Source organism: Spirillospora sp. NPDC127506, from assembly GCF_040302145.1.
Lineage (GTDB): Bacteria > Actinomycetota > Actinomycetes > Streptosporangiales > Streptosporangiaceae > Spirillospora.
Genome location: NZ_JBEORG010000018.1, coordinates 15,641 through 37,241, shown reverse-complemented (window position 1 = coordinate 37,241; position 21,601 = coordinate 15,641). Strand labels below are relative to the sequence as shown.

The 21,601-nt window shown below is 70.1% G+C and carries 20 protein-coding genes; 9 read left to right on the top strand and 11 right to left on the bottom strand.

The features are described from left to right. Window positions 1-12: 12 nt before the first annotated feature. Both sigM and ABTW95_RS18555 read left to right on the top strand, forming a co-directional pair. Window positions 13-636, top strand: coding sequence for an RNA polymerase sigma factor SigM (sigM, locus tag ABTW95_RS18560; RefSeq protein WP_396452468.1), 624 nt, complete (start codon window positions 13-15; stop codon window positions 634-636). Beyond that, a complete protein-coding gene (locus ABTW95_RS18555; protein WP_396452470.1) occupies window positions 633-1,400 on the top strand; it encodes an anti-sigma factor family protein in 768 nt (255 codons plus the stop codon). The genes sigM and ABTW95_RS18555 overlap by 4 nt, the downstream gene beginning before the upstream one ends. Window positions 1,401-1,855: 455 nt before the next feature. Here the strand turns inward: ABTW95_RS18555 and ABTW95_RS18550 are convergent, their stop codons facing one another. Next, window positions 1,856-2,428 (bottom strand): dienelactone hydrolase family protein, encoded by a 573-nt coding sequence (locus ABTW95_RS18550; RefSeq protein WP_396452471.1) that lies wholly within the window; start codon window positions 2,426-2,428, stop codon window positions 1,856-1,858. A 140-nt stretch (window positions 2,429-2,568) separates the two neighbouring features. Between ABTW95_RS18550 and trxB the strand changes: the two genes are divergently transcribed. Together trxB and trxA are read left to right on the top strand one after the other, a co-directional pair. Then, window positions 2,569-3,522, top strand: a complete 954-nt coding sequence (gene trxB, locus ABTW95_RS18545) for a thioredoxin-disulfide reductase (RefSeq protein WP_396452473.1) — start codon at window positions 2,569-2,571, stop codon at window positions 3,520-3,522. Between the two features lie 378 nt (window positions 3,523-3,900). Continuing rightward, window positions 3,901-4,215 (top strand): thioredoxin, encoded by a 315-nt coding sequence (trxA, locus tag ABTW95_RS18540; RefSeq protein ID WP_396452475.1) that lies wholly within the window; start codon window positions 3,901-3,903, stop codon window positions 4,213-4,215. A gap of 91 nt (window positions 4,216-4,306) precedes the next feature. Here trxA and ABTW95_RS18535 read toward each other — a convergent pair whose 3' ends face one another. Continuing rightward, window positions 4,307-4,924 (bottom strand): GNAT family N-acetyltransferase, encoded by a 618-nt coding sequence (locus tag ABTW95_RS18535; protein ID WP_131943541.1) that lies wholly within the window; start codon window positions 4,922-4,924, stop codon window positions 4,307-4,309. A gap of 261 nt (window positions 4,925-5,185) precedes the next feature. Here ABTW95_RS18535 and ABTW95_RS18530 point away from each other — a divergent pair, with 261 nt between their 5' ends. Continuing rightward, on the top strand, window positions 5,186-6,418 hold the full coding sequence (locus tag ABTW95_RS18530; protein ID WP_396455019.1) for an aminotransferase-like domain-containing protein: 1,233 nt from the start codon (window positions 5,186-5,188) through the stop codon (window positions 6,416-6,418). Between the two features lie 74 nt (window positions 6,419-6,492). After that, window positions 6,493-7,434: a D-alanine--D-alanine ligase family protein gene (locus ABTW95_RS18525; protein ID WP_500226890.1), complete on the top strand. Its 942-nt coding sequence runs from the start codon at window positions 6,493-6,495 to the stop codon at window positions 7,432-7,434. 952 nt (window positions 7,435-8,386) lie between these two features. Here the strand turns inward: ABTW95_RS18525 and ABTW95_RS18520 are convergent. The 4 genes from ABTW95_RS18520 to rsmG form a co-directional block, all read right to left on the bottom strand. After that, window positions 8,387-9,124, bottom strand: a complete 738-nt coding sequence (locus ABTW95_RS18520; RefSeq protein ID WP_396455018.1) for a maleylpyruvate isomerase family mycothiol-dependent enzyme — start codon at window positions 9,122-9,124, stop codon at window positions 8,387-8,389. Between the two features lie 1,521 nt (window positions 9,125-10,645). After that, complete coding sequence (locus tag ABTW95_RS18515; RefSeq protein WP_396450262.1) at window positions 10,646-11,635, bottom strand: ParB/RepB/Spo0J family partition protein; 990 nt, start codon at window positions 11,633-11,635, stop codon at window positions 10,646-10,648. Beyond that, complete coding sequence (locus ABTW95_RS18510) at window positions 11,632-12,510, bottom strand: ParA family protein (RefSeq protein WP_396454564.1); 879 nt, start codon at window positions 12,508-12,510, stop codon at window positions 11,632-11,634. The genes ABTW95_RS18515 and ABTW95_RS18510 overlap by 4 nt, the downstream gene beginning before the upstream one ends. A gap of 275 nt (window positions 12,511-12,785) precedes the next feature. Next, window positions 12,786-13,502, bottom strand: coding sequence for a 16S rRNA (guanine(527)-N(7))-methyltransferase RsmG (gene rsmG / locus ABTW95_RS18505; protein ID WP_500226889.1), 717 nt, complete (start codon window positions 13,500-13,502; stop codon window positions 12,786-12,788). 146 nt (window positions 13,503-13,648) lie between these two features. On the opposite strand from rsmG, the gene ABTW95_RS18500 reads away from it, so the two are divergent. Continuing rightward, window positions 13,649-14,113: a DUF6458 family protein gene (locus ABTW95_RS18500; RefSeq protein ID WP_396450258.1), complete on the top strand. Its 465-nt coding sequence runs from the start codon at window positions 13,649-13,651 to the stop codon at window positions 14,111-14,113. 401 nt (window positions 14,114-14,514) lie between these two features. On the opposite strand, the gene ABTW95_RS18495 is transcribed toward ABTW95_RS18500, so the two are convergent. The 5 genes from ABTW95_RS18495 to rpmH are packed head-to-tail and all read right to left on the bottom strand — an operon-like array spanning window position 14,515 to window position 17,106. Next, complete coding sequence (locus tag ABTW95_RS18495) at window positions 14,515-15,000, bottom strand: Jag family protein (protein ID WP_089327667.1); 486 nt, start codon at window positions 14,998-15,000, stop codon at window positions 14,515-14,517. Between the two features lie 37 nt (window positions 15,001-15,037). After that, the gene (gene yidC, locus ABTW95_RS18490) at window positions 15,038-16,081 is read right to left on the bottom strand and encodes a membrane protein insertase YidC (RefSeq protein WP_500226888.1); all 1,044 of its coding nucleotides are present in this window, start codon (window positions 16,079-16,081) and stop codon (window positions 15,038-15,040) included. After that, on the bottom strand, window positions 16,074-16,592 hold the full coding sequence (yidD, locus tag ABTW95_RS18485) for a membrane protein insertion efficiency factor YidD (RefSeq protein WP_500226887.1): 519 nt from the start codon (window positions 16,590-16,592) through the stop codon (window positions 16,074-16,076). The genes yidC and yidD overlap by 8 nt, the downstream gene beginning before the upstream one ends. Next, on the bottom strand, window positions 16,589-16,957 hold the full coding sequence (gene rnpA / locus ABTW95_RS18480; protein WP_396450255.1) for a ribonuclease P protein component: 369 nt from the start codon (window positions 16,955-16,957) through the stop codon (window positions 16,589-16,591). The genes yidD and rnpA overlap by 4 nt, the downstream gene beginning before the upstream one ends. 11 nt (window positions 16,958-16,968) lie before the next feature. Further along, entirely contained in the window at window positions 16,969-17,106 is a 138-nt protein-coding gene (gene rpmH, locus ABTW95_RS18475; RefSeq protein ID WP_396450253.1) for a 50S ribosomal protein L34, read from the bottom strand. Between the two features lie 629 nt (window positions 17,107-17,735). Between rpmH and dnaA the strand changes: the two genes are divergently transcribed. Both dnaA and dnaN read left to right on the top strand, forming a co-directional pair. Continuing rightward, entirely contained in the window at window positions 17,736-19,745 is a 2,010-nt protein-coding gene (gene dnaA / locus ABTW95_RS18470) for a chromosomal replication initiator protein DnaA (RefSeq protein WP_500226886.1), read from the top strand. A 664-nt stretch (window positions 19,746-20,409) separates the two neighbouring features. Then, window positions 20,410-21,552 (top strand): DNA polymerase III subunit beta, encoded by a 1,143-nt coding sequence (dnaN, locus tag ABTW95_RS18465; RefSeq protein ID WP_396450250.1) that lies wholly within the window; start codon window positions 20,410-20,412, stop codon window positions 21,550-21,552. The last annotated feature ends 49 nt before the right edge of the window (window positions 21,553-21,601 follow it).

Here is a 21,601-nt window from a genome sequence, read left to right as displayed (position 1 = left end):
AAGCGGTCGCTCATGACGTCGGTGAGCATGCATCGCGTCGGCGAGGTGCCCGACAAGGAACTCCTCGCCCGCCACGCCCAGGGGGACCCGCACGCGTTCGCCGAACTGGTCCACCGGCACCGCGACCGCATGTGGGCGGTCGCGCTGCGCACCCTCGGCGACCCGGAGGAGGCGGCCGACGCGCTGCAGGACGCGTGTCTTTCGGCGTTCCGCGCGGCCGGGCGGTTCCGCGGGGACGCCGCCGTCACCACCTGGCTGCACCGCATCGTGGTGAACGCGTGCCTCGACCGCATCAGGCGCAAGTCCGTCCGGCCGGCGACGCCGATGGGCGACGACGCGACCTTCGACGCCGTCGCGCCGAAGATGCCCGACCCGACGGACGCGCACGGCGTCTCCCTCGACGTCCGCACCGCGCTGGAGCAGCTTCCGTTCGAGCAGCGCGCCGCCCTCGTCCTCGTCGACATGATGGGCTACTCCGTCGACGACGCCGCGCGGGTCATGGAGGTCCCCGCGGGCACGATCAAGAGCCGCTGCGCGCGTGGACGCGCCCGGCTCGCGCCGCTTCTCACCCACCACCGGAACCGACGGGATCGCAAAAACGTCGGAGGTGTGGAAGGAGGTGGCATGCCCAAGTGAACCCCGCACACTACGACTACGACGTCCTGGCCGACTTGGCCGAGGGACTGCTCGAAGACGACGAAGCCGCCTCCGTCAACGCGCACCTGGATACCTGCGCCGAATGCCGTGAGCTGTCCGCCGACCTTGCGGACGTCTCCCGGATCCTGGCGGAGGCACCCGTACCGTCCATGCCCGCCGAGCTGGCCGAGCGCATCGACACCGCCATCGCCGCGGAGTCGATGCACAAAGCCACCGTGGTGAGCATGGAGCAGCGGCGCGGAAGGCGGCATTGGCGGATTCTGTCGGCCGCGGCGGCGGCGGTCATCGTCGTCGGCGGCGGCGCGACGGTCGGCACGATGGCATTGGACGGCGTGAACGGCGACCACGGACAGGCCTCGGCTCCCGCACAGGATAATCCCGACCAATCCGGTTCGGAAAAGGGGATGGGGCCGAACGCCGCGCCGGCCGCGGCTTTCACGGTCGCCCGCAGCGGCACCGACTACCGCGCCGGCACCCTCGGCTCCCAGGTGGACCGGCTGCTCGCCGACGGGCAGAAGCTGCGGGCCGCGTCCGGCCCGCCGTCCGCGCAGCTCAGGGGATGCGTCAACGGCGTCACCCGCGGCCGGACGCCCGCCCTCGTCGACGCGGCGAAGTACGAGGGGACCGCCGCGACCGTCATCGCCGTCCCCGGCGACCACTCCGGCAAGTGGAACATCTGGGTCGTGGGAACCGACTGCTCCGCGCAGAACCAGCACGTCCTGAAGACGCTGAAGAACGCCTGACGCGAGCCCCGCCGTTCTCGGGCCCACCCCCGAGAACGGCCCCACCAAGCCCCAAGCCGAGCACCATGGCCTCCGCAGGTCACACGCCGACGGCCACCAGCACGCCCGGCCATCCAGCGCATTGAACAAGCGGCCACCCGAATGCCGCTCTCCGGTGAACCTGCCCCGCCGGCAGCCCGACCCCGCCGGCCTGATCAGTGAAGTGCCGGACGGGAACCGGGGTGGCGACCTATGGCCAGCCGGCGGGTCGCGCCGCCCGCCTGCGCCATCACCGCACTCAACGCCTTGCGGCATGGTCGTGCGGTCTCACAGGCGACCGGGGACGGGGCGATCGTTCAAGCGCGGCAGATGAAGTGCCGGACGGGGCGGCGATCCAAGGCCGGTCGGCGGGTCGCGCCGCCCGCACGCGCGCGCCGCCCTCGCGCCCTCGGCATGGCACGTCGTGGCGCGTGGTGCTAGAGCGAGTCGAGGAAGGCCAGGGCGGTCGTCCAGGCGCTTTCGGCGGACTCGGCGTCGTAGTCGGGGAGGTCCGGGTCGGTGAAGAGGTGGCCGGCGCCCCGGTAGCGGTAGACCTCCACGTCCGCGCCCGCCTTGCGCATCTGCAGGTACCAGGTGTTCAGCCAGTCGACGGGCTCCCAGGTGTCGGGGTCGGCGACGTGCAGTTGCACCGGGACCTCGGTGGTCGCGCCCTCCGCGATGTCGGACGTGCCGTGCATCAGCAGCAGGCCGCCGGCCTTCTCGTCCGCGAAGGCGAGGTTCTGCGCGATGGAACCGCCGAGGGAGAAACCCGCATAGACGAGGCCGCCGTCACCGATGAGGGGCGCGGCCGCCCGGACGGCGCGGCGCAGCAGCTCGTCCCGGCCGATCTCCTCCTTGATCTCGATGCCGGCCTCGGGGTCGTCGACGACCCGCCCGTCGTACAGGTCGGGGACGTGGACCTCGTGTCCCGCCGCGCGGAGCCGGTCCGCCGCCTGGTGCACCGCTGGACGCAGCCCGTACATCGAGTGGAGAAGCAGAATGCGTGCCATGCACCACACCCTAGAGGGGATGCACGCTGGTGGACGGCTGGCCGGGGTGTCCTGGGAATCCCCGGGCCCTAGGATCGGTTGACGCGAGTGGCAGGCCGGGTCGTGCGGCACCGACGGCCAACGAGGAGAGGCGCAGAACAGTGAGCGACGTCCGTAACGTGATCATCATCGGGTCCGGCCCCGCGGGCTACACGGCCGCCATCTACGCGGCTCGCGGCGACCTGAAGCCGCTGGTGTTCGAGGGGTCGGTGACGGCCGGCGGTGCGCTGATGAACACCACCGACGTGGAGAACTTCCCCGGCTTCCCCGACGGGATCATGGGTCCGGACCTGATGGACAACCTGCGCAAGCAGGCCGAACGCTTCGGCGCCGAACTGATCACCGACGACGTCACCGAGGTCGACCTGACCGTCGACCCCAAGGTCGTCAAGGTCGGGGACGAGACGTACCTGGCCAAGGCCGTGATCGTGGCGACCGGGTCGGGCTACCGCGAGCTGGGCCTGCCGGACGAGAAGCGGCTGTCGGGCCGCGGCGTGTCGTGGTGCGCGACGTGTGACGGGTTCTTCTTCCGCGAGCAGGACATCGCCGTGGTCGGCGGCGGCGACACCGCGATGGAGGAGGCGATCTTCCTGACCAAGTTCGCCCGGTCGGTGACGGTGATCCACCGGCGGGACGAGCTGCGCGCGTCCAAGATCATGCAGGATCGGGCCTTCTCCAACGACAAGATCCGGTTCCTGTGGGACAGCGAGGTCACGGCCATCCACGGCGACGACCGCGTCACCGGGGTGACCGTCCGCAACACCAAGACCGGCGCGGAGTCGCAGCTGGAGGTCACCGGGCTGTTCATCGCGATCGGCCACGACCCGCGCAGCGAGCTGTTCGCCGGGCAGCTGGAGACCGACACCGACGGCTACCTGCTGGTGGACGCTCCGACGACGCGCACGAAGATCCCCGGGGTGTTCGCGTGCGGTGACGTGGTGGACCACATCTACCGGCAGGCGGTCACGGCGGCGGGCAGCGGCTGCGCGGCCGCCATCGACGCCGAACGCTGGCTCCAGGACCAGGGTGCCGCCGAAACCGTCCCCCAGGCCTGAACCACCGCCGCCCAGTCGGCACGGTCGCCCCGCCGGCGGGCTCGCGCGACCGACCGTCCAGATCGTCCAGCAGACTCGGCGAGGAACCCTCAACGCGGCCGGACGTGAACGTCAGGGCCTCCCGATCGGCGACCACGACCGACCAGCCGCCCGCCACCTCGGGCGACGGCAGACGGACCGCGTAGTCGGCGAACCGCTCCATCGGTAACGCAGACCTACCAGCCGGCAGGTTGCGACCAGCGGAGAGGCCGATGGGGCGGCCGCCCCATCGGCGCGGCGGGCGAGCGGTCGGCGGATGGACGGGCCGGGCGGCCACGACACCGGCGGCCGACGCCGGCGAAGGGCCTGCGCCGGCCGCGTGAGAGCAGAAGGAGAACCATGAAAGCCGTGACGGACGCCGACTTCGCCACCGAGGTGCTCGAGAACGACAAGCCCGTTCTCGTCGACTTCTGGGCCGAATGGTGCGGCCCGTGCCGGATGGTGGCGCCGATCCTGGAAGAGATCTCCAAGGAGCACGGCGACAAGATCGACATCGTGAAGATGAACATCGACGAGAACCCGCGGGTGCCGCAGGAGTACGGCATCATGCGGATCCCGACGATGAACCTCTACAAGGGCGGCGAGGTCGTCAAGCAGATCATGGGCGCCAAGCCGAAGGCCGCCCTGCTGCGGGATCTCGCCGACTACATCTGAGCCGCCTCCCGTCTCCCGCGGCGAGCGCGAAAGGTGTGGCCCGCACCCCGGCCGGGGTGCGGGCCACACGCGTCAAAGCCCTCAGATCCCCTCAGACCGGCCGTAGCGCCCCTTCCGGGGTCATGGAGCCCAGCAGCCGTTCCAAGGCCACCTCGACGTCCTCACGCCATGACAGCGCCGACTTCAGCTCCAGCCGCAGCCGCGGATACCGGTGATGCGGCCGGACGGTCTTGAACCCGACCGACAGCAGATAGTCGGCGGGCACCATGCACCCGCCCTCCTCGCCCTTCAGGTCGCCGAACGCCTCGATCGCCTTCACCGCGCGCCGGGTCAGGTCCTTGGCGACGCCCTGGACGAGCATCCGGCCGAGCCCGCCGCCCGCGAACTCCGGGAGGATGTGCGCGGTCATCAGCAGCACCGCGTCCGCGCTGACCGGGCTCGTCGGGAAGGCCACCGAGCGCGGCACGTACAGCGGCGGCGCGTACATCACGAAACCCGCCGGGACGTTGTCCACGTACGCGATCTTGCCGCAGCTGCCCCACTCCAGCAGCGTGGAGGAGATCCACGCCTCCTTCTCCAGGCCCGAGTCGCCGCTCTCCAGCGCGCGGTCCCGGCTGACCGGGTCCAGCTCCCAGAAAACGCAGCCGCGGCAGCGGTGCGGCAGATCATCGAGATTGTCCAGCGTGATGTTGACGAGACGACGCGACACCGGGTCGGCACCCCCTGTTGCGATCCTCGCCCGCCGGGCCTGGACCCTTGGCGGCGGAACTTCCCGGCAACCAACCGGGACCCGCGGGCATCGTATCGGACAGGAGTTTCCCCGACCGGGCGGCGCGCCACACCCGGAGCGTTCCGGCGCAGCGGCCATGCCGTAGTTTGCAGGGAAGCCATAACGCCTCGGAGGTGCCTCGTGGAACAGCATTCGCGTACGGACGTCTACGCCGATCGCTACGCCGCCCGCGCCGCCGGCATGGTGCCGTCCGAGATCCGCGCGCTGTTCGCGATGGTGGCCCGCCCGGAGATCGTCTCGCTCGCGGGCGGCGCGCCGTACGTGTCGGCCCTTCCGCTCGACGCCGTCGGAGAGATGATCGGCGACCTCGTCGCGGGCAAGGGCGCCGAGGTGCTGCAGTACGGGTCCGCGCAGGGGGACGAGCTGCTCCGCGAGCACATCTGCGAGGTCATGTCCCTCGAAGGCGTCCAGGCGTCCCCGGACGACGTGGTCGTCACCGTCGGCGCGCAGCAGGCGCTCGACCTCATCACCAAGATCTTCGTGAACCCGGGCGACGTCGTCCTCGCGGAGGCCCCGTCCTACGTCGGCGCGCTCGGCACGTTCGCGTCCTACCAGGCCGACGTCGTCCACGTGCCGCTGGACGAGGGCGGGCTCATTCCGTCCGCGCTGCGCGAGACGCTCTCGTCGCTCCGCGCGCAGGGGCGCACCGTCAAGTTCCTGTACACGGTGCCGACGTTCCAGAACCCGGCGGGCGTCACGCTCACCACGGCGCGGCGCGCCCAGATCCTGGAGATCTGCGCCGAATACGACGTGCTGATCGTCGAGGACAACCCGTACGGGCTCCTCGGCTTCGACGGCGAGCCCATGCGCGCCCTGCGCGCGGACGACTCCGAGCGCGTCCTCTACCTCGGCTCGTTCTCCAAGACGATCGCGTCCGGGCTCCGCGTAGGGTGGGTGCTGGCGCCGCACGCGGTGCGGGCGAAGCTCGTCCTGGCCGCCGAGTCCGCGATCCTGTGCCCGTCGAACTTCTCCCAGCTCGCCGTCCGCGAGTACCTCGCCACGCAGCCGTGGCGGGAGCAGATCAAGAGCTTCCGCGAGCTGTACCGGGCACGCCGTGACGCGATGCTGGAGTCCCTCGACCAGCTGATGCCGGACGGTTGCACGTGGACGCGGCCCGCGGGCGGCTTCTTCGTCTGGCTGACGCTCCCCGAGGGGCTCGACTCCAAGGCGATGGCCCCGCGCGCGATCGCCGAACGGGTCGCCTACGTCCCGGGGACGGGCTTCTACGCGGACGGCACCGGCCACCGGCACATGCGGCTGTCGTACTGCTTCCCCGAGCCGCACCGGATCCGGGAGGGCGTCCGGCGGCTCGCGACGGTGGTCGAGAAGGAGATCCGGCTCCGCGACATGTTCGGCGGGTCGGTCGGCGGCGGCTCCACCGGCGTCCAGGCTCCCGGCCCGGACGTCGTCTGAAGGTTTCACGTGAAACGCGCGACCGCCGCCGTCGGCCGGCGGTCGCACACGACACCAGCAAGAGGGGCAGTGCGGTGGAACTCGGGCATGTCGTCGTCCTCGCCGGGGGGTTGTCGTACGAGCGCGAGGTGTCGCTCCGGTCCGGCCGACGCGTCACGGACGCGCTGCGCGCCCGCGACATCCCGGTCGAACTGCGCGACGCCGACGCGACGCTCCTGGACTCGCTGACGGACGACCCGCCGGACATCGTCTTCCCCGTCCTGCACGGCGCCACCGGCGAGGACGGCTCGATCCGCGACGTCCTCGAACTCATCGGCGTGCCCTATCTCGGCGCCCGTCCGGACGCCTGTCGTGTCGCGTGGGACAAGCCGACCGCCAAGTCCGTCGTCCGCCGCGCCGGCCTCCGCACCCCCGAGTCGGTCGCCCTCCCGAAGGAGGTCTTCCACGACCTGGGCGCCGCATCCGTCCTCGACCGCATCGTCGGCGCCCTCGGCCTCCCCCTCTTCGTGAAGCCGACCCGTGGCGGCTCGGCCCTCGGCGCCTCCGTCGTCCGCGAGCCGTCCGAACTGTCCGCCGCCATGGTCGCCTGCTTCGCCTACGGCGACGCGGCCCTCATCGAGCGCTACATCGCCGGCACGGAGGTCTCCGTCAGCGTCATCGAGCAGGACGGCACCCCCACCGCCCTCCCCGCCGTCGAGATCGTCGCTCCCGGCGCCCTCTACGACTACACGGCCCGGTACGACGCGGGCGACACCGAGTTCATCACTCCGGCGCGCCTGGCTCCCGATGCCGCGACCCGTGCCACCTCCGCCGCCGTCACCGCCCACCGCGCCCTCGGGCTCCGCGACATCTCCCGGACCGACCTCATCGTCTCCCCTGAAGGCGAGGTCTACTTCCTGGAAGTCAACGTCGCCCCCGGCATGACGGAGACCAGCCTTCTCCCCCGGGCCATCAGCGTCGCCGGCCTGGACCTAGGCGAAGTCTGCGAGTCCCTACTCCTGGCCCGCCTAGCCTGACACCCCCCGCGCAAGGTCGTCCTTCACGCAGACCGAGCCCTCGTCTCACCTCAGGACAATCTCTCCGCCGAACGTGGGCCGAGGACGTCCATCAGTCCAGCGCCCCACCAGGGCACCGCCCGGAGCCCGTTTCACGTGAAACACGCCTCCCACCCTTAGCGTCAAGGGCGAACGATCAACCTCACCAGGCGGACGTTTCACATAAACCCAGCCCTGTAGCCGTGCTCCAGGAGCCAGCGCAGGGGTCGCCCTTCAACTCGTGGATTCCGCATCCAGCAGATCCAGGCCGCCCACGTCCACCCACGCGGATGGCCAGACGCCCCATCCTGGAGCACCTGCGGCATGTCCCAGTGGTAGAGGGTGGCGCGAGGCCCGGCACGGAGCGTGCGGTGTCCGGAGGACTCAGGGCGCGAGCCACGGGCGCAGGCGCGCTCTCTCAACTCTTTCCGGGCGCGCATCGTGAGCCGTGGACCCGCCGCGCGTCCCTCCCCGAGGAGGATCCGCAGCCAGCCGAGACACCGATTCGCACATGCTTACCCAGGCGGCTGAGCGCGGGGGCGTCGATGTGGAGGCCCAGGGCATGGAAACCGCCGCAACGAGGAGCCGACCGCCGGGAGATCGCCGGCGAGCTTGACGGCCGACACGCCATCGGCAGCGCGTCCTCCTTTGACAGCCCCAGCGTCGCGGATCGGCGGAACGGCGCGCCCACGGGTGGACGCGCCGCCAAGTCACGGGCCTGCTCCACCGAGCGGCAGACGGGGATGCGCCGGCTCGACGTCTAGGGCGGACCGCGATCCTCGGAGTCCCCGTTTCACGTGAAACAGCCTCCGCGCTCCGCTCTCGGGCTGAGCGATGCACCTTGGCCAGACGGGTGTTTCACGTGAAACCGCCACGCACTCATGTACCGAGAGCCGGAGACCATCTCTGCGATGTCTGGCGAGAGGGCTTGTTCTCAACTATCGGGCTGCCGTGCCGCAGTGCCCGGGTCGTTGGGGGCGGTGGCTGTGGGCGGTGCCGCCTTGTTCTTAGATCGGCCGATCAGAACGTTCACGCCCTCTCCCGAGAGGTACGGGAGCGCTGCCGCATCACGTCCAGAGATGAGGAGGACGATGGCCTTGAGCGGGCCGGAGATGGAGGGACCGTCACCACGCGACCACGATGCATCCGTGGCCGATACGCGGAGACCGCGCAGCCGCTTCTTGGCGCCGAAGCCGAAAGGCGGGGGGATCTGCCAGATGCGGTCGGCTGCAACCAGGGCCGGACGCTCCGGCATGGCGAAGTCGCGTCCGAGCGGTAGGAAGATGTCCTGAGCATGGACGAGGATGTCCAGCAATGGCTCCGTGGTCGTGGTGCCGGGAGCAAGTCGCCGTGAATCCGCGACCCGACGCACAATGCTGATCAGCTCGCCGTTCGGAAGGGCGGCACGGTCGATCGCCGTCTCGCGGATGAGCCTGTGGAAGCTCCCGCGCGCTCGTGCCAGCTCGCGCACTGCTGTCCCCAAGGTGATCTCCGGCGCGAGACCGACATGGGCGACGACGTCACGCACACGCCATCCCTCGCACAGCGAGGGCCGCTCCCACTCGTCCGGACTGAGGCTTGTGAGGGCCTCCGCGACGGCCAGACGCTGTTCCCTGATGTGCCGCCACATCTCTTCGCGATCCAACCGGACCTCCCTGAAGGTCGAATTCATGGGAGCCCTTCCGCCGGAACATATTGGGCGCCATGTCCCCACGTCCACTGCCCGGGAGATGGACCGCCGCCGCACAAGACGCTGGGAAGCGTCCGTCGCGCTCGATGAGCCTGGGTCGTCGTGGCCCCCGCTCTCGACGATGCTTCGGTCCGCCGCCGGCTCCAGGGGATCCGCCCTCTGGATCTGCCCGCGAGTTCGTTCGGTGATGCGACCTTGAGGGCGCAACCCCGGTATGGAGGACGAGGCCGTGCGGTCTGGAGATGAGTCTTGGCCAGCGAGTGTTTCACGTGAAACCACCACGCGATGATGGGCGTGAGCTCCTGCTTGTGCTGTGTGCCGAGCTTTCTGCGCCCGCGCTGAGACCGTGTGGCCGCCCGGGTGCCATGTGCATACGCCTGCGCGCTTCCCAGGGGTCCTGTTGATGTGTCCTCGGCTCGCCGGCTGCCACCCCTGGGCAGGACCAGCCAGCAACACTCCGCGAGCCCGCGCTCTGCACCGGCGCTAGACGGGGCACGCCCGGCAGACTCACGCCCGACCAGATGCACATTCGGCAGCCGGGCCCGCCCAACCGGCGCTCGTAGACCAGCGCTCGACAAACCTGCTTGCGCGCCGCCAGGCGTGCCGATGCCGGCGGCTGTGATCCGCTCACCGCCGGGACTCGCCGTCTCGCGAGCGAGCATCGCTTTGAGCGTCCATCCGCGGGCACGCCCCTTACCGCGCCGCCTGCGACCCCCACCGGGCAAGACGGTGATTGACCGTGCCGCCCTTCCGAGCGTCGAGCTGATCAACATCGGGCGTCGGGTTGCGGAATCAAACCGGACTAGTTCCCGGCACCCCCAACCACGGAACCGCTCCTGGGCATCCTCGTCCACGTTCGAACGCCACCCGCGCTTGTCTTCTCCCGAGGGCGTGCCGGTGCCGGCGGCGTGCCTTCCGCTAGTCAGTCGGCCCCCCACCAGAGAGAGCGCATCGCTAAAGGCGCCCGTTCGCGCGAACGTCTCTCGCCCGCGCCGCCCGCGTCCCCTCCGGCGGCTCGAACGCCATCCCTACCTCCTGCCGAGGCATGCCGGTGCCCACGGCATGCCTTCCACCAGCCCGTCATACTCGCCCGCTCACTAGAGCGAGCGCGAATGGCTAAGGGCGCGTCTTCGTGCGGACGTCCCTCGCCGCGCCGCCCGCGTCTCCGCTAGCGCCTGCGTCCCCCGCCTTCTCCGTGGGCGTGTTCGTGCTGGCGGCGTGCAATCGGTGGGTCGGTCTTGGATCCGCCCGCCGCCTCGCGGGAGAACGAGCATCGCGTTGAGCGTGCCCCACCGCGAGGCGTCTCGGCGGAAGGACCCGTCTGGACATCGATCGGCTCGGCTTTCTTGGGGACTCCGCTTTGGCGGTCTCGGAACACCGTCGGCGCTCGTCTCTCTACGCGGTGCGCTCACGGCGGCGGGGATGTTTCACGGGAAACATGGGGGAGCAGGACGCAAAGAAGCGCCCCGGAGCCGAGGCTTCCGGGGCGCTTCATGGGCGGTATCAGACGTCGCCCACGCCGTCGTCATCCGGGGCCATCGACTTGATGATGCGGTCGAGGTCTTCGAGTGTGGCGAACTCGACCACGATCTTGCCCTTGTTGCGGCCCATGTCCACGCGGACCTTCGTCTCGTACCGATCGGAGAGGCGGTCGGCGAGCTCCTTCAGGCCGGGCGCGATCGGCTTCTTCCGGCGGCCCTGCCGTGGCGCCTTCGGCTCGTCCTCCACCTCGCGGAGGGCGATCATCTCCTCCAGCGCGCGGACGGAGAGGCCCTCCTGGACGATCCGCTGCGCCAGGTGTTCCTGAGCCTCGACGCTGTCGAGGGAAAGCAGGGCACGGGCGTGGCCGGCGGACAGCACTCCGGCGGCCACCCGGCGCTGCACGGCAGGCGGCAGGTTCAGCAGCCGGAGCGTGTTGGTGATGTGCGGACGCGACCGGCCGATACGTCCGGCGAGTTGCTCGTGGGTGGCGCCGAAGTCCTGCAGCAGCTGCTGGTATGCGGCGGCCTCCTCCAGCGGATTGAGCTGCTGGCGGTGCAGGTTCTCCATGAGCGCGTCACGGAGCAGATCGTTGTCGCCGGTGTCGCGGACGATCGCCGGGATGACGTCCAGACCGGCCATCTTGGACGCCCGCCACCGGCGCTCGCCCATGATGAGCTCGTAATCGTGCTCGTCCGACGCGGCCTTGCGGACGACGATCGGCTGCAGCAGTCCGACGATGCTGATCGACTCGGCCAGCTCCTGCAGTGCCTGCTCGTCGAAGTGCTCGCGCGGCTGGCGCGGGTTGACCGTGATGGACCCGACGGGCAGCTCCGCGAAGTGGGCGCCGGCGACCGGTTCGAGAGCCGGGCCGGGGGCGGCGGCCCCGTTCGCGACAGGGCCGCCCGGAAACCCGGGCTCGTTCGAACTGCCGGATCCGTCCGACGTCGGGGGCGGAGCGGTGGGGATGAGGGCACCGAGCCCCTTGCCCAGACCGCGTCGCTGCTGGCTCACTGGACAGCTCCTCCGTGGGCCATCTCCGAGGCGGCCTCGCTGTAGGCGAGCGCGCCGCTCGATCCGGGGTCGTAGGTCATGACGGACTGCCCGTAGCTCGGGGCCTCCGAAACCCGCACGCTGCGGGGGATCACCGTGTTGAGGACGACGTTTCCGAAGTGGTTCCGGACGTCCTCGGCGACCTGCGCGGCGAGGCGCGTCCGGGCGTCGTACATCGTGAGCAGGATCGTCGACACCTTCAGCTTCGGGTTCAGGTGGGCCTTGACGAGATCCACGGTGCGGATCAGCTGGCCGAGCCCCTCCAGCGCGTAGTACTCGCACTGGATCGGGATGAGCAGTTCGTCCCCGCCCACGAGCGCGTTCACCGTGAGCAGGCCGAGGGACGGCGGGCAGTCGATCAGCACATAGTCGAACTTTTCGGTCTCGTAGGCGTCGAGTGCCCGCCGAAGCCGTGACTCGCGGGCCACCTTGGAGACGAGTTCGATCTCGGCGCCCGCCAGGTTGAGCGTCGCGGGCGCGCAGTACAGGTTGGGGATCTCCGGCGCCTTGACGACGATGTCGGCCAGCGCCATGTCCTCGATCAGCACGTCGTAGATCGACGGGACCTCCGCGTGGTGCTCGACGCCGAGCGCGGTGGACGCGTTGCCCTGCGGGTCGAGGTCGACCACGAGCACCTGCGCCCCGTGCATGGCGAGGGACGCGGCGAGGTTCACCGAACTGGTGGTCTTGCCCACGCCGCCCTTCTGGTTGGCGATGGTGATCACGCGGCATCGGTCCGGCCGCGGCCACTCCCGTTCCCTGCGGCCGGACATGGCCTTGAGCGCGGTCACCGCTGTTTCATGTGAAACCTTGGCGTCCTTGAGCGCCTCGCGCACGAGTTCTGACTCCCCCTGATTCGGTCCCTTGCGCGGCCCCGGCGGATGTGCGCCGGCGTTCGTCGGAACATATCCGACGTTCTCCGCGGTCCCGGACGTCGTTGTACTCCACATCGCGTGCCCGGAGGGTGGGGTCTCCGGGCCTGGGACTCCCTGCGTCCCACCGGTGGACGGCGCCTGCATCCCCTCGTCCGCACCGGATCCGCCCAGGCCGGACGGCTGCTCGTCGGGGGTTTCGTCGGCGCGGTCAGGCCGGCCCAGTCCTGGTCCCGTGCTCATGAAGACCTCTTCCTCGACCCTTTTGCACGCCGGGGGGCGCGCTGTCGTCGCCCGACAACCTCTCCTCGGCCGGCGACCACACGGACGAGTGTTGTCGGCGGGTCGACCATACCGCGACCGACTTGCAGCAGTTCCGTCGAGCGCGCCCCGAGCCGCTTCAGCACGGGCGCCGCCTCGTCCAGCTCAGCCTTGGCCCGTTCCCCCTTGAGCGCGAGGAGTTCCCCGCCCGGGCGCAGCAGCGGAAGGGCCCATTTCGCAAGGCGTTCGAGGGGCGCGACGGCGCGCGCCGTGGCCACTTCCACCGAGAACTCCTTGGCTACTTCCTCCGCCCGGGCCCGGCGCACCTCGACGTTCTTCAGCTCGAGCATCTGGACGCACTCGTCCAGGAAAGTGGTGCGGCGCAGCAGCGGCTCCAGCAGGGTGATCCGCAGGTCGGGCCGGACGATCGCGAGGACGATGCCGGGCAGCCCGGCACCGGAGCCGATGTCCACCACGTGCGCGTCCGGCGGGACGGCCTCGGACACCACCGCACAGTTGATCAGGTGGCGTTCCCAGAGCCGGTCGACCTCGCGCGGCCCGATGAGCCCGCGTTCGACCCCGGCGTCCGCGAGGAACGCCGCATAACGCTCCGCGACCGGCAGCGCGTCCCCGAATACCTCACGTGCACTCCCCACCAGACGAATCGTTCCACATGACGGGGCGGCCTCGTACATCTGAAACGTCCCTGTGGATGAGTTCGGGCGGCTGGACGGGCAGACCTTGCGCTATGGCAAGAAACACATGACCCCTCGGCATATTCGAGACTCGCCGGGTAGGGGTGCGGTGTCGCCCGACCGTCCCCCCGGAAGGAGCTCCGACAATGGGAATCGGAGTCAGTCTCGCATTCATCGCCGTGGGCGCGATCCTCGCGTTCGCCCTGCGCGTCGACCTCAGTGGCGTCGACATCCACCTGGTCGGCTGGATCCTGATTCTGGTGGGGCTGGTCAGCATGGGCTTCACCCTCAAATACACGCGGCCGCGGCGTGCCGCCGGCCGAGTCGTCGGCGTCGACCCCGCGTACGGCGACGAGCCCGGCACCATCGTCCGCGAAGAGCACATCATCGAGGACCCCGCCCCCATGGGGCGTCCGGCCCAGCGAGTCGAACGGGTGATCGAACATCCGGCGGACGAAGGCGTCACGCACGGCCACGTCGCGCAGGACCCGGCGTTCGCCCAGGACCCCGCGCACGCTCAGGACCCGGCGGAGGAGAACCGTCCGTCCGTCGTGGACTCAGGCGATCGCATCCCGCAACGCCGCAGGTGGAGGCGCACCGCTCGTCGATAACACGGACTCGGGTACCTGCTCGGTGTGCCAGGGCGGCGGTGCACACCGAGCTCCAGGGGCCCCGCGCCGGCCAGGGCGCGGGGCCCTTCCCGTGGTGACCGGTTATCCACAGTTCACCGTTCTCCGTCCCTGCGCCTGCGGGTGCTTGACCATGGAGGTAAGCGGTCCGCCCCCGGGCGGGTGGGGCCTGCTCTTCTAACCCGAAGCCCCGCACACCCGGGACCCCTGCATACCTTGACCCCGCACGCCAAGGGCTTCGCGCGCATAAATTTCGCGCGCATAAAGCGGCCCCGGTGCCGCGTGGATGCGCGGGCACCGGGGCCGCTCGAAAGTTCGCCGGCCGACCCGACACGGGCCGGCCTAAAGCCCGGCCGACCGCCTGAAAGCGGTGGAGCCGGGGGTCAGGCGGGGTAGACGACGACGTACCGGTCGGGCTCCTCGCCCTCGGACTCGCTGCGCAGGCCCGCCGCGGCCACCGCGTCGTGGACGATCTTGCGCTCGAACGGGGTCATCGGGGCGAGCGGCTTCGGCTCGCCGGCCTGCTTGACCTCGTCCGCGACGTCCGTCCCGAGCTTGGTGAGCTCGGCGCGGCGGCGCTCCCGGTAGCCGCCGATGTCGAGCATGAGGCGGGTGCGGTTGCCGGTCTGCCGGTGGACGGCCAGCCGGGTCAGCTCCTGCAGCGCCTCCAGGACCTCGCCGCGCTTGCCGACCAGCTCGTCCAGGGACGCACCGACGACGGCGACGATCGCGCGCTCGCCCTCGACGTCCATGTCGATGTCGCCGTCGTAGTCACCGATGTCCAGCAGGCCCTCGATGTAGTCGGCGGCGATCTCGCCTTCCTGTTCGAGCGCTTGGACGTCGACCTCGGTGGTGTCGGTCTGGCTCAACGGGGTCTCCTTCTCCGGCACGTGCTCGGGGTTCAAACTAGCGCTTCTGGGTGCCGCTGCGCTTGCTGCGCGGCTTACGGGTCGGCTGGTTGCGCACGACCTTCGGCTTGGCCTCCGGCTCGGGCGCCGGCTCCGGCTCCTTCTTCAGCCTCGCCTTGGCCCTCGCGCCGGACGGGCTCTGGCCGTTCTTGGATGCGGCCGCCCTGGCGCCCGCCTTCGAACCGGCCGTCTTCGACCCCGTCGACTTCGAAGACTTCGACCCGGCCGTCTTGGCGCCGCCGGCCTTCGCGGTGGTGGTCGTCGCGGCCTCGCCGTCGGTGCCGGGCGGCGGGTACTTCTTGTAGATGTAGTGCTGCTGCGCCAGCGTCCAGCTGTTGGACGTCACCCAGTACATCAGCACGCCCAGCGGGAAGCCGAGGCCGAACAGGCCGAACAGCGGCGCGAAGAAGACCATCATCTTCTGCGCCTGCATCATCGGGTTCGAGTCGTCGGTGACCGGCTGCCGCTTCATGCTGGCCCGGACGGTGAAGAACGTCGTGCAGGAGCTGATCACCACGGCGATGCCGGTGACGATGATCGCGGTCCAGCTCTTGGGGTCGGCGCCCCACGCGTTCAGGAACGTGTCGGGGATGTGGGCGCCGAAGATGTTGGCGTTCTGCGCGCTCGCGACCAGGTCGGAGGAGACGGCGAAGACGCTCTGCCCCCGCTTGGCGTCCGAGATCCGCTTCAGCGTCTGGAACAGCCCGATGAAGATCGGCATCTGCACCAGGAGCGGCAGGCAGCCCGACAGCGGGTTGGCGCCGTTCTCCTGGTAGAGCTTCATGACCTCCTGGTTGAGGCGCTGCTTGTCGTTCTTGTACTTCTTCCGCAGCGCCTGAACCTTCGGGTTCAGTTCCTGCATCTTCCGCGAAGCGTGGATCTGCTTCACGAAGAGCGGGACGAGGATGAGCCGCAGCAGGACGGTGAGCAGGATGATCGAACCGCCCCACGCCCATCCGCTGTCCTTGGGGACGACCGTGCTGAGCCCCGTGTGGATCCACACGATGAGCTGAGAGACGATCTCGTACAACCAATCAAGCACCGGGCAGCTCCTTGGGCTCTGCTAGGGCGTGGCCGCTCTCCTCGCGGCCGGAGTTCGAGGGGGCCGCCGCGGTTCGCCGGGGAGGGGTCGTCCCCTCGGAATCCCCGGAGAAGACGGACGTTCCCTGTGAGAACGAATCACCGGTCTCTACGGATTCCCCAGAGGCGACCTTTTCCGCCGTTCCGGCCGGTGCGGCCGATTCGGCCGCTCCCGCCGGTCCGGTTCTTCCGGCCGTCCTCTTCGGCGGCACCGGGTCGTGACCCCCGGGGTTGAACGGATGGCACCGCCCGATCCGGCGGGCCGTGAGCCATGTGCCCCGCAGCGCCCCGTGCACCTGGAGCGCCTCCAGGCCGTACGCACTGCAGGTGGGATGGAATCGGCACTGCTGCCCGAGCAGGGGACTCAAGAAGCGGCGGTAGGCGCGGACGAGAAGGATCAGCACGGCCGCGACGGGACCCGGACGGCCCGTCTCGTGCTGTGCGGGGGACGCGGTCCCCTGCCGACTCCTCATCTTCGCCCCTTGGACGCGGGCCGCAGCAGCCGGTCGAGCGCCGACTCCAGATCCGCGGCCAGTTCGTCTGGACGCGCCGCTCCCGCGCGGGGGTTGGCGCGCACTACGAGCAGGCTACCCGCTGGGAGCCGGTCGAGGTGCGGGCGCATCAGGTGGCGGAGGCGGCGCCGCACGGTGTTGCGGACGACGGCGTTGCCGACGGTGCGCGCCACGATGAACCCCACCAGCGGCGGGGCGTCCGCCGCGGGCGCCTCGTCCCGCCGCAGCAGATGCACCACGACAGTCGGCCGTCCGGCGCGGCGACCGCGCCGGACGGCCAGCGTGAAGTCGTCCCGCCGCCGCATCCGGTTGCCGGACGGCAGCACAGGTCAGGTGGTCAGACCGCGATGCGGGCGCGGCCCTTGCTGCGCCGGCTCGCCAGGATCGCGCGGCCGGCGCGCGTGCGCATCCGCAGCCGGAAGCCGTGCTTCTTGTGGCGACGACGGTTGTTCGGCTGGAAAGTACGCTTGCTCACTTGAGGCTCCAGTGCTGCGGTCGTTCGGTAACGGTCGTGAGTCTCGATGCGTCGAGGGCCGCGTCCGGTCCCCCGCAGCGGGGGCCCACCCGGACTCGCCTGGAGGGGCTGCCGGCGGGCACGCGGCATCTCCGTCGATGCGACTCGACCTCAGCACGTTACGGGCTCCCCGGCCACGCGGTCAAACGGAGCGCCCCTCCGCGCCCGCCCGGGCGGGGATCTCGCGCCGCCCCGCGCACCGGTCGCGCGGTGCTGTGGAAGGGGGTGAGGTTCATGTTGCGGGTGGGGGCGGCACCGGTTAAGGTCGTCTGGGCGAGCCGACGCTCCTTCGATGAACTCGACGATCTGATGTCGGTCTTCTGCCTCTCGAGCCCCCGTTCCAGAACCACCCCGTACCGGCCGCGCGAAAGCCGGACCATTCCCGACCCCGCATTCCAGAGACCCGTCCCACGGGTTTTACACAGGTGCCGCATGCCTATGCACAGCATGTGGACAACTCTGTGGACAACTCGTGAGAGAGTAAGGCTTCCGCGTCGCGGTCGTGCCCTGAGAGGCGTGTCGTGTCCCGTGGGAGAGCCGGGTAGTCAGGTACTCCGTACGGCGGAGTCGGTGGGAGGGGGACCTTGCGCATGGACGGTCAGGATCTCGGATCGGTCTGGGCCCGCACCCTCACGGCACTGTCCGAGAGCGATCTGTCTCCGAGCTATCGCGCATGGCTGCCGATGGTCCGCCCGCTGGCGCTCGTCGAGGGGACGGCGCTGCTGGCCGCGCCCAACGAGTTCGCCAAGGACGCGCTGGAGACGCGCCTCCGGAACCTCATCACGCAGGCCCTTTCCCGCGAGCTGGGCAGGGAGATCCGCGTCGCGGTGACCGTCCAGCCGGAGCCGCCGGCGGCGTCCTCCGGCGGCCCCGCGACCGGCCCCGGCTCCCGCTCCGGTGAGCCGCTTTCCGCACCGGTTCCCGGGCCCGGCGCGCATGACTCACCTTCTTCCTACGGCGAGTCCTACGGGGAACGGCCGCAGGACGACCGCGACAGGGACCGCCCCTACAACAACGGCGACTCGTCGTATGGCGAGTCTTATGGGGAGAGGTCCGAGCGCCCTTACCCGGAGCAGCCGTACAACGACCAGTCCTACGGGGACCAGGGGTACCGGCCGCAGTCGGGAGTTACCCACAGCCCCGGTCCGCCCGGAGGTTATCCACAGGCTGCGGATGACGACCGCGGAACGTATCCCCCCGCCCCGCGTCCTCCCTCCTACGGGACGGGGCCAGGGGGACGAGGCCCGTACGAAGGCCGCCCCTTCCCCGGCCATGGGGGCCAGGAAGGCTTCGGCGGCGAGGCCGCGCCGGGACGCCCGCCGCACTCCCACCTGAACGACCGCACGCTGGGCCCGCTCCGCGGCCGCGCGGAGCAGCAGGGCCACGAACCCCAGCACGGCGGCGGGAGCGAGCCGCCGCTCGGGCACGCGGACGACTACCAGTCCGCGGAGTTCACGGGCGGCGAGCAGCAGTACCGCGGCGAGGAGCCCTACCGGGGCGAGTTCCGCGACGACGACGGCTCCGGAGCCCCCGCCTCCGCGCCGGGGGCCGGCGCGTCCGAGCACGCCAGGCTGAACCCCAAGTACACGTTCGAGACGTTCGTCATCGGCTCGTCCAACCGGTTCGCGCACGCCGCGGCCGTCGCGGTCGCCGAGCAGCCCGCCAAGGCGTACAACCCGCTGTTCGTCTACGGCGACTCCGGCCTCGGCAAGACGCACCTGCTCCACGCGATCGGGCATTACGCGCAGAGCCTCTTCAACGGGGCCCGTGTGCGCTATGTGAGTTCCGAAGAGTTCACGAACGACTTCATCAACTCGATTCGCGACGGAAAGGCGGACGGGTTCCGCCGCCGGTACCGGGACGTCGACATCCTCCTCGTCGACGACATCCAGTTCCTTGAGGGCAAGGAGCAGACGCAGGAGGAGTTCTTCCACACCTTCAACACGCTCCACAACGCCAGCAAGCAGATCGTGATCTCCAGCGACCGTCCGCCGAAGGAGCTGGTCACCCTGGAGGACCGGCTCCGCAACCGGTTCGAGTGGGGCCTGACGACCGACGTCCAGCCGCCGGAGCTGGAGACGCGCATCGCGATCCTGCAGAAGAAGGCCCGCCAGGAGGGCCTCGCCGCGCCGCCGGACGTGCTGGAGTTCATCGCGTCGCAGATCGCGACGAACATCCGGGAGCTGGAGGGCGCGCTGATCCGGGTGACGGCGTTCGCGAGCCTGAACCGGCAGTCGGTCGACATGAAGCTCGCGGAGATCGTCCTCAAGGACCTGATCCCCAACGACTCCGGCCCCGAGATCACCGCCGCGATGATCATGGCGCAGACGGTCGAGTACTTCGGGACGACGATCGAGGACCTGTGCGGGCCGTCCCGCTCCCGGATGCTCGTCACCGCCCGGCAGATCGCGATGTACCTGTGCCGCGAGCTGACCGAGCTGTCCCTCCCCAAGATCGGGCAGCAGTTCGGGGGACGCGACCACACCACCGTGATGCACGCCGAGCGCAAGATCCGGTCGCTGATGGCCGAGCGCCGCGCCATCTACAACCAGGTCACCGAGCTGACCGGGCGCATCAAGCACCAGGCCCGCAAGCGCTGACGCCCCGCGTCGTACACACTGTGGACAGCTCCGTGGCACCCCTGTGGACGAGGCTCCGCCCGGCCGTCCACACCCTGTCGAAGGCAAAGAGCCGACAAAATGCGCGCTTCCCCAGAGAACCGAAGCGGCTACTCACAGGTTGTGGAAAACCCTGGGGATTTTCGTGGATAACCCGGTGGGCAACCGCTGGAAAAGCTGAGGATGAAGAGTGGACGGATGTGGACCGGCTGTGCGCCCCGCGCCGCCGCTCTGGGGAAAACCGGTGGACGACCTGGGGACGCCTTGGGGACGGGCCTGTGGGCGGGCCCCGCGATCACGCGTCCTCTGTACACAGGCCGCCGAACCCGGTGCCATACCCGTGGAGAACTCGTGGAAAACCGGGGGATGACATGAGGATGACGTGTGGGGACGGTTTCGCCGTCCCCAGGCGCCCTCGCGCCGTCCACCGCCCGTGCACAGCCCCAGTGGACAGAGAAACGGGGTCTGACCTGCGAAAACTTGCTCTGTCCACACTATCCACGGCCCCTATTACTTGTACTGCACTACTTCTCTACTCAAGAAAAGATCCATCTCAAGTCAGGGCCTGGGGACAACGTGCCGCGAGCTCCCCGGCCCGGCAGAGATCACCTCACCCTTGTCCGACACCTGCAGGAGGCTGGTCCCGTTGAAGTTCCGCATCGACAGAGACGCCTTGGCCGACGCCGTCGCGTGGACCGCGCGCACACTCCCCGTCCGTCCCCCGGTGCCCGTCCTCGCGGGCATGCACCTCGTCGCCGGGGGCGAGGGCAACGACGACCGGCTGAAGCTGTCCGCGTTCGATTACGAGGTCTCCGCCCAGGTGTCCACGGAGATCGATGTGGAGGAGGCTGGGACGGCCCTCGTCTCCGGGCGCCTCCTCGCCGAGATCTCGCGCAGCCTCCCTCCCCACCCTGTGGAAGTCACGACGGACGGCGCGAAGGTGATGCTCCGCTGCGGCAGCGCGAAGTTCACACTCCTCACCATGCCTGTGGAGGACTACCCCACGCTGCCGGAGATGCCGCCGGCCGCCGGGTCGGTCGGCAGCGACGAGTTCGCCGCCGCCGTCTCCCAGGTCGCGATCGCCGCCGGCAAGGACGACACGATCCCGATGCTGACCGGCGTCCGGGTGGAGATCGAGGGCGAGACGGTCACGCTGGCGTCCACCGACCGGTACCGCCTGGCCGTCCGGGAGCTGCACTGGAAGCCGGAGCGCCCCGATTTCTCCGCCGTCGCGCTCGTCCCGGCGCGGACGCTCGCCGACACCGCCAAGTCGCTGACCGCGGGCGCCGAGGTGTCGATCGCGCTCGGCGGGACGGGCGGCACCGGCGAAGGCATGATCGGTTTCGCGGGCGGCGGCCGCCGCACCACGTCCCGCCTGCTGGACGGCGACTTCGTCAAGTACCGGTCGCTGCTGCCGAGCGAGTACGCGGGCCTCGCCGAGGTCCAGACCGCGCCGTTCATCGAGGCGGTCAAGCGCGTCTCGCTGGTCGCGGAGCGGAACACGCCCGTCCGGCTGTCGTTCAGCCAGGGCGAGGTCGTCCTGGAGGCGGGCACCGGGGACGAGGCCCAGGCCGTGGAGGCCCTGGAGGCGTCCCTGGAGGGCGAGGACATCGACATCGCGTTCAACCCCGCGTTCCTCCTGGACGGGCTGTCGGCGATCGGCTCGGACGTGGCGCGGCTGTCGTTCACGACGCCGACGAAGCCGGCCGTCCTCACCGGGAAGCCGCCGCAGGACGGGGAGAACCCGAACTACCGTTACCTGATCATGCCCGTCCGGCTGTCCGGATGAGTACCGTGCCCTGGGGCATGCCCCGGGGCATGCAGGGGACCACCGCGGG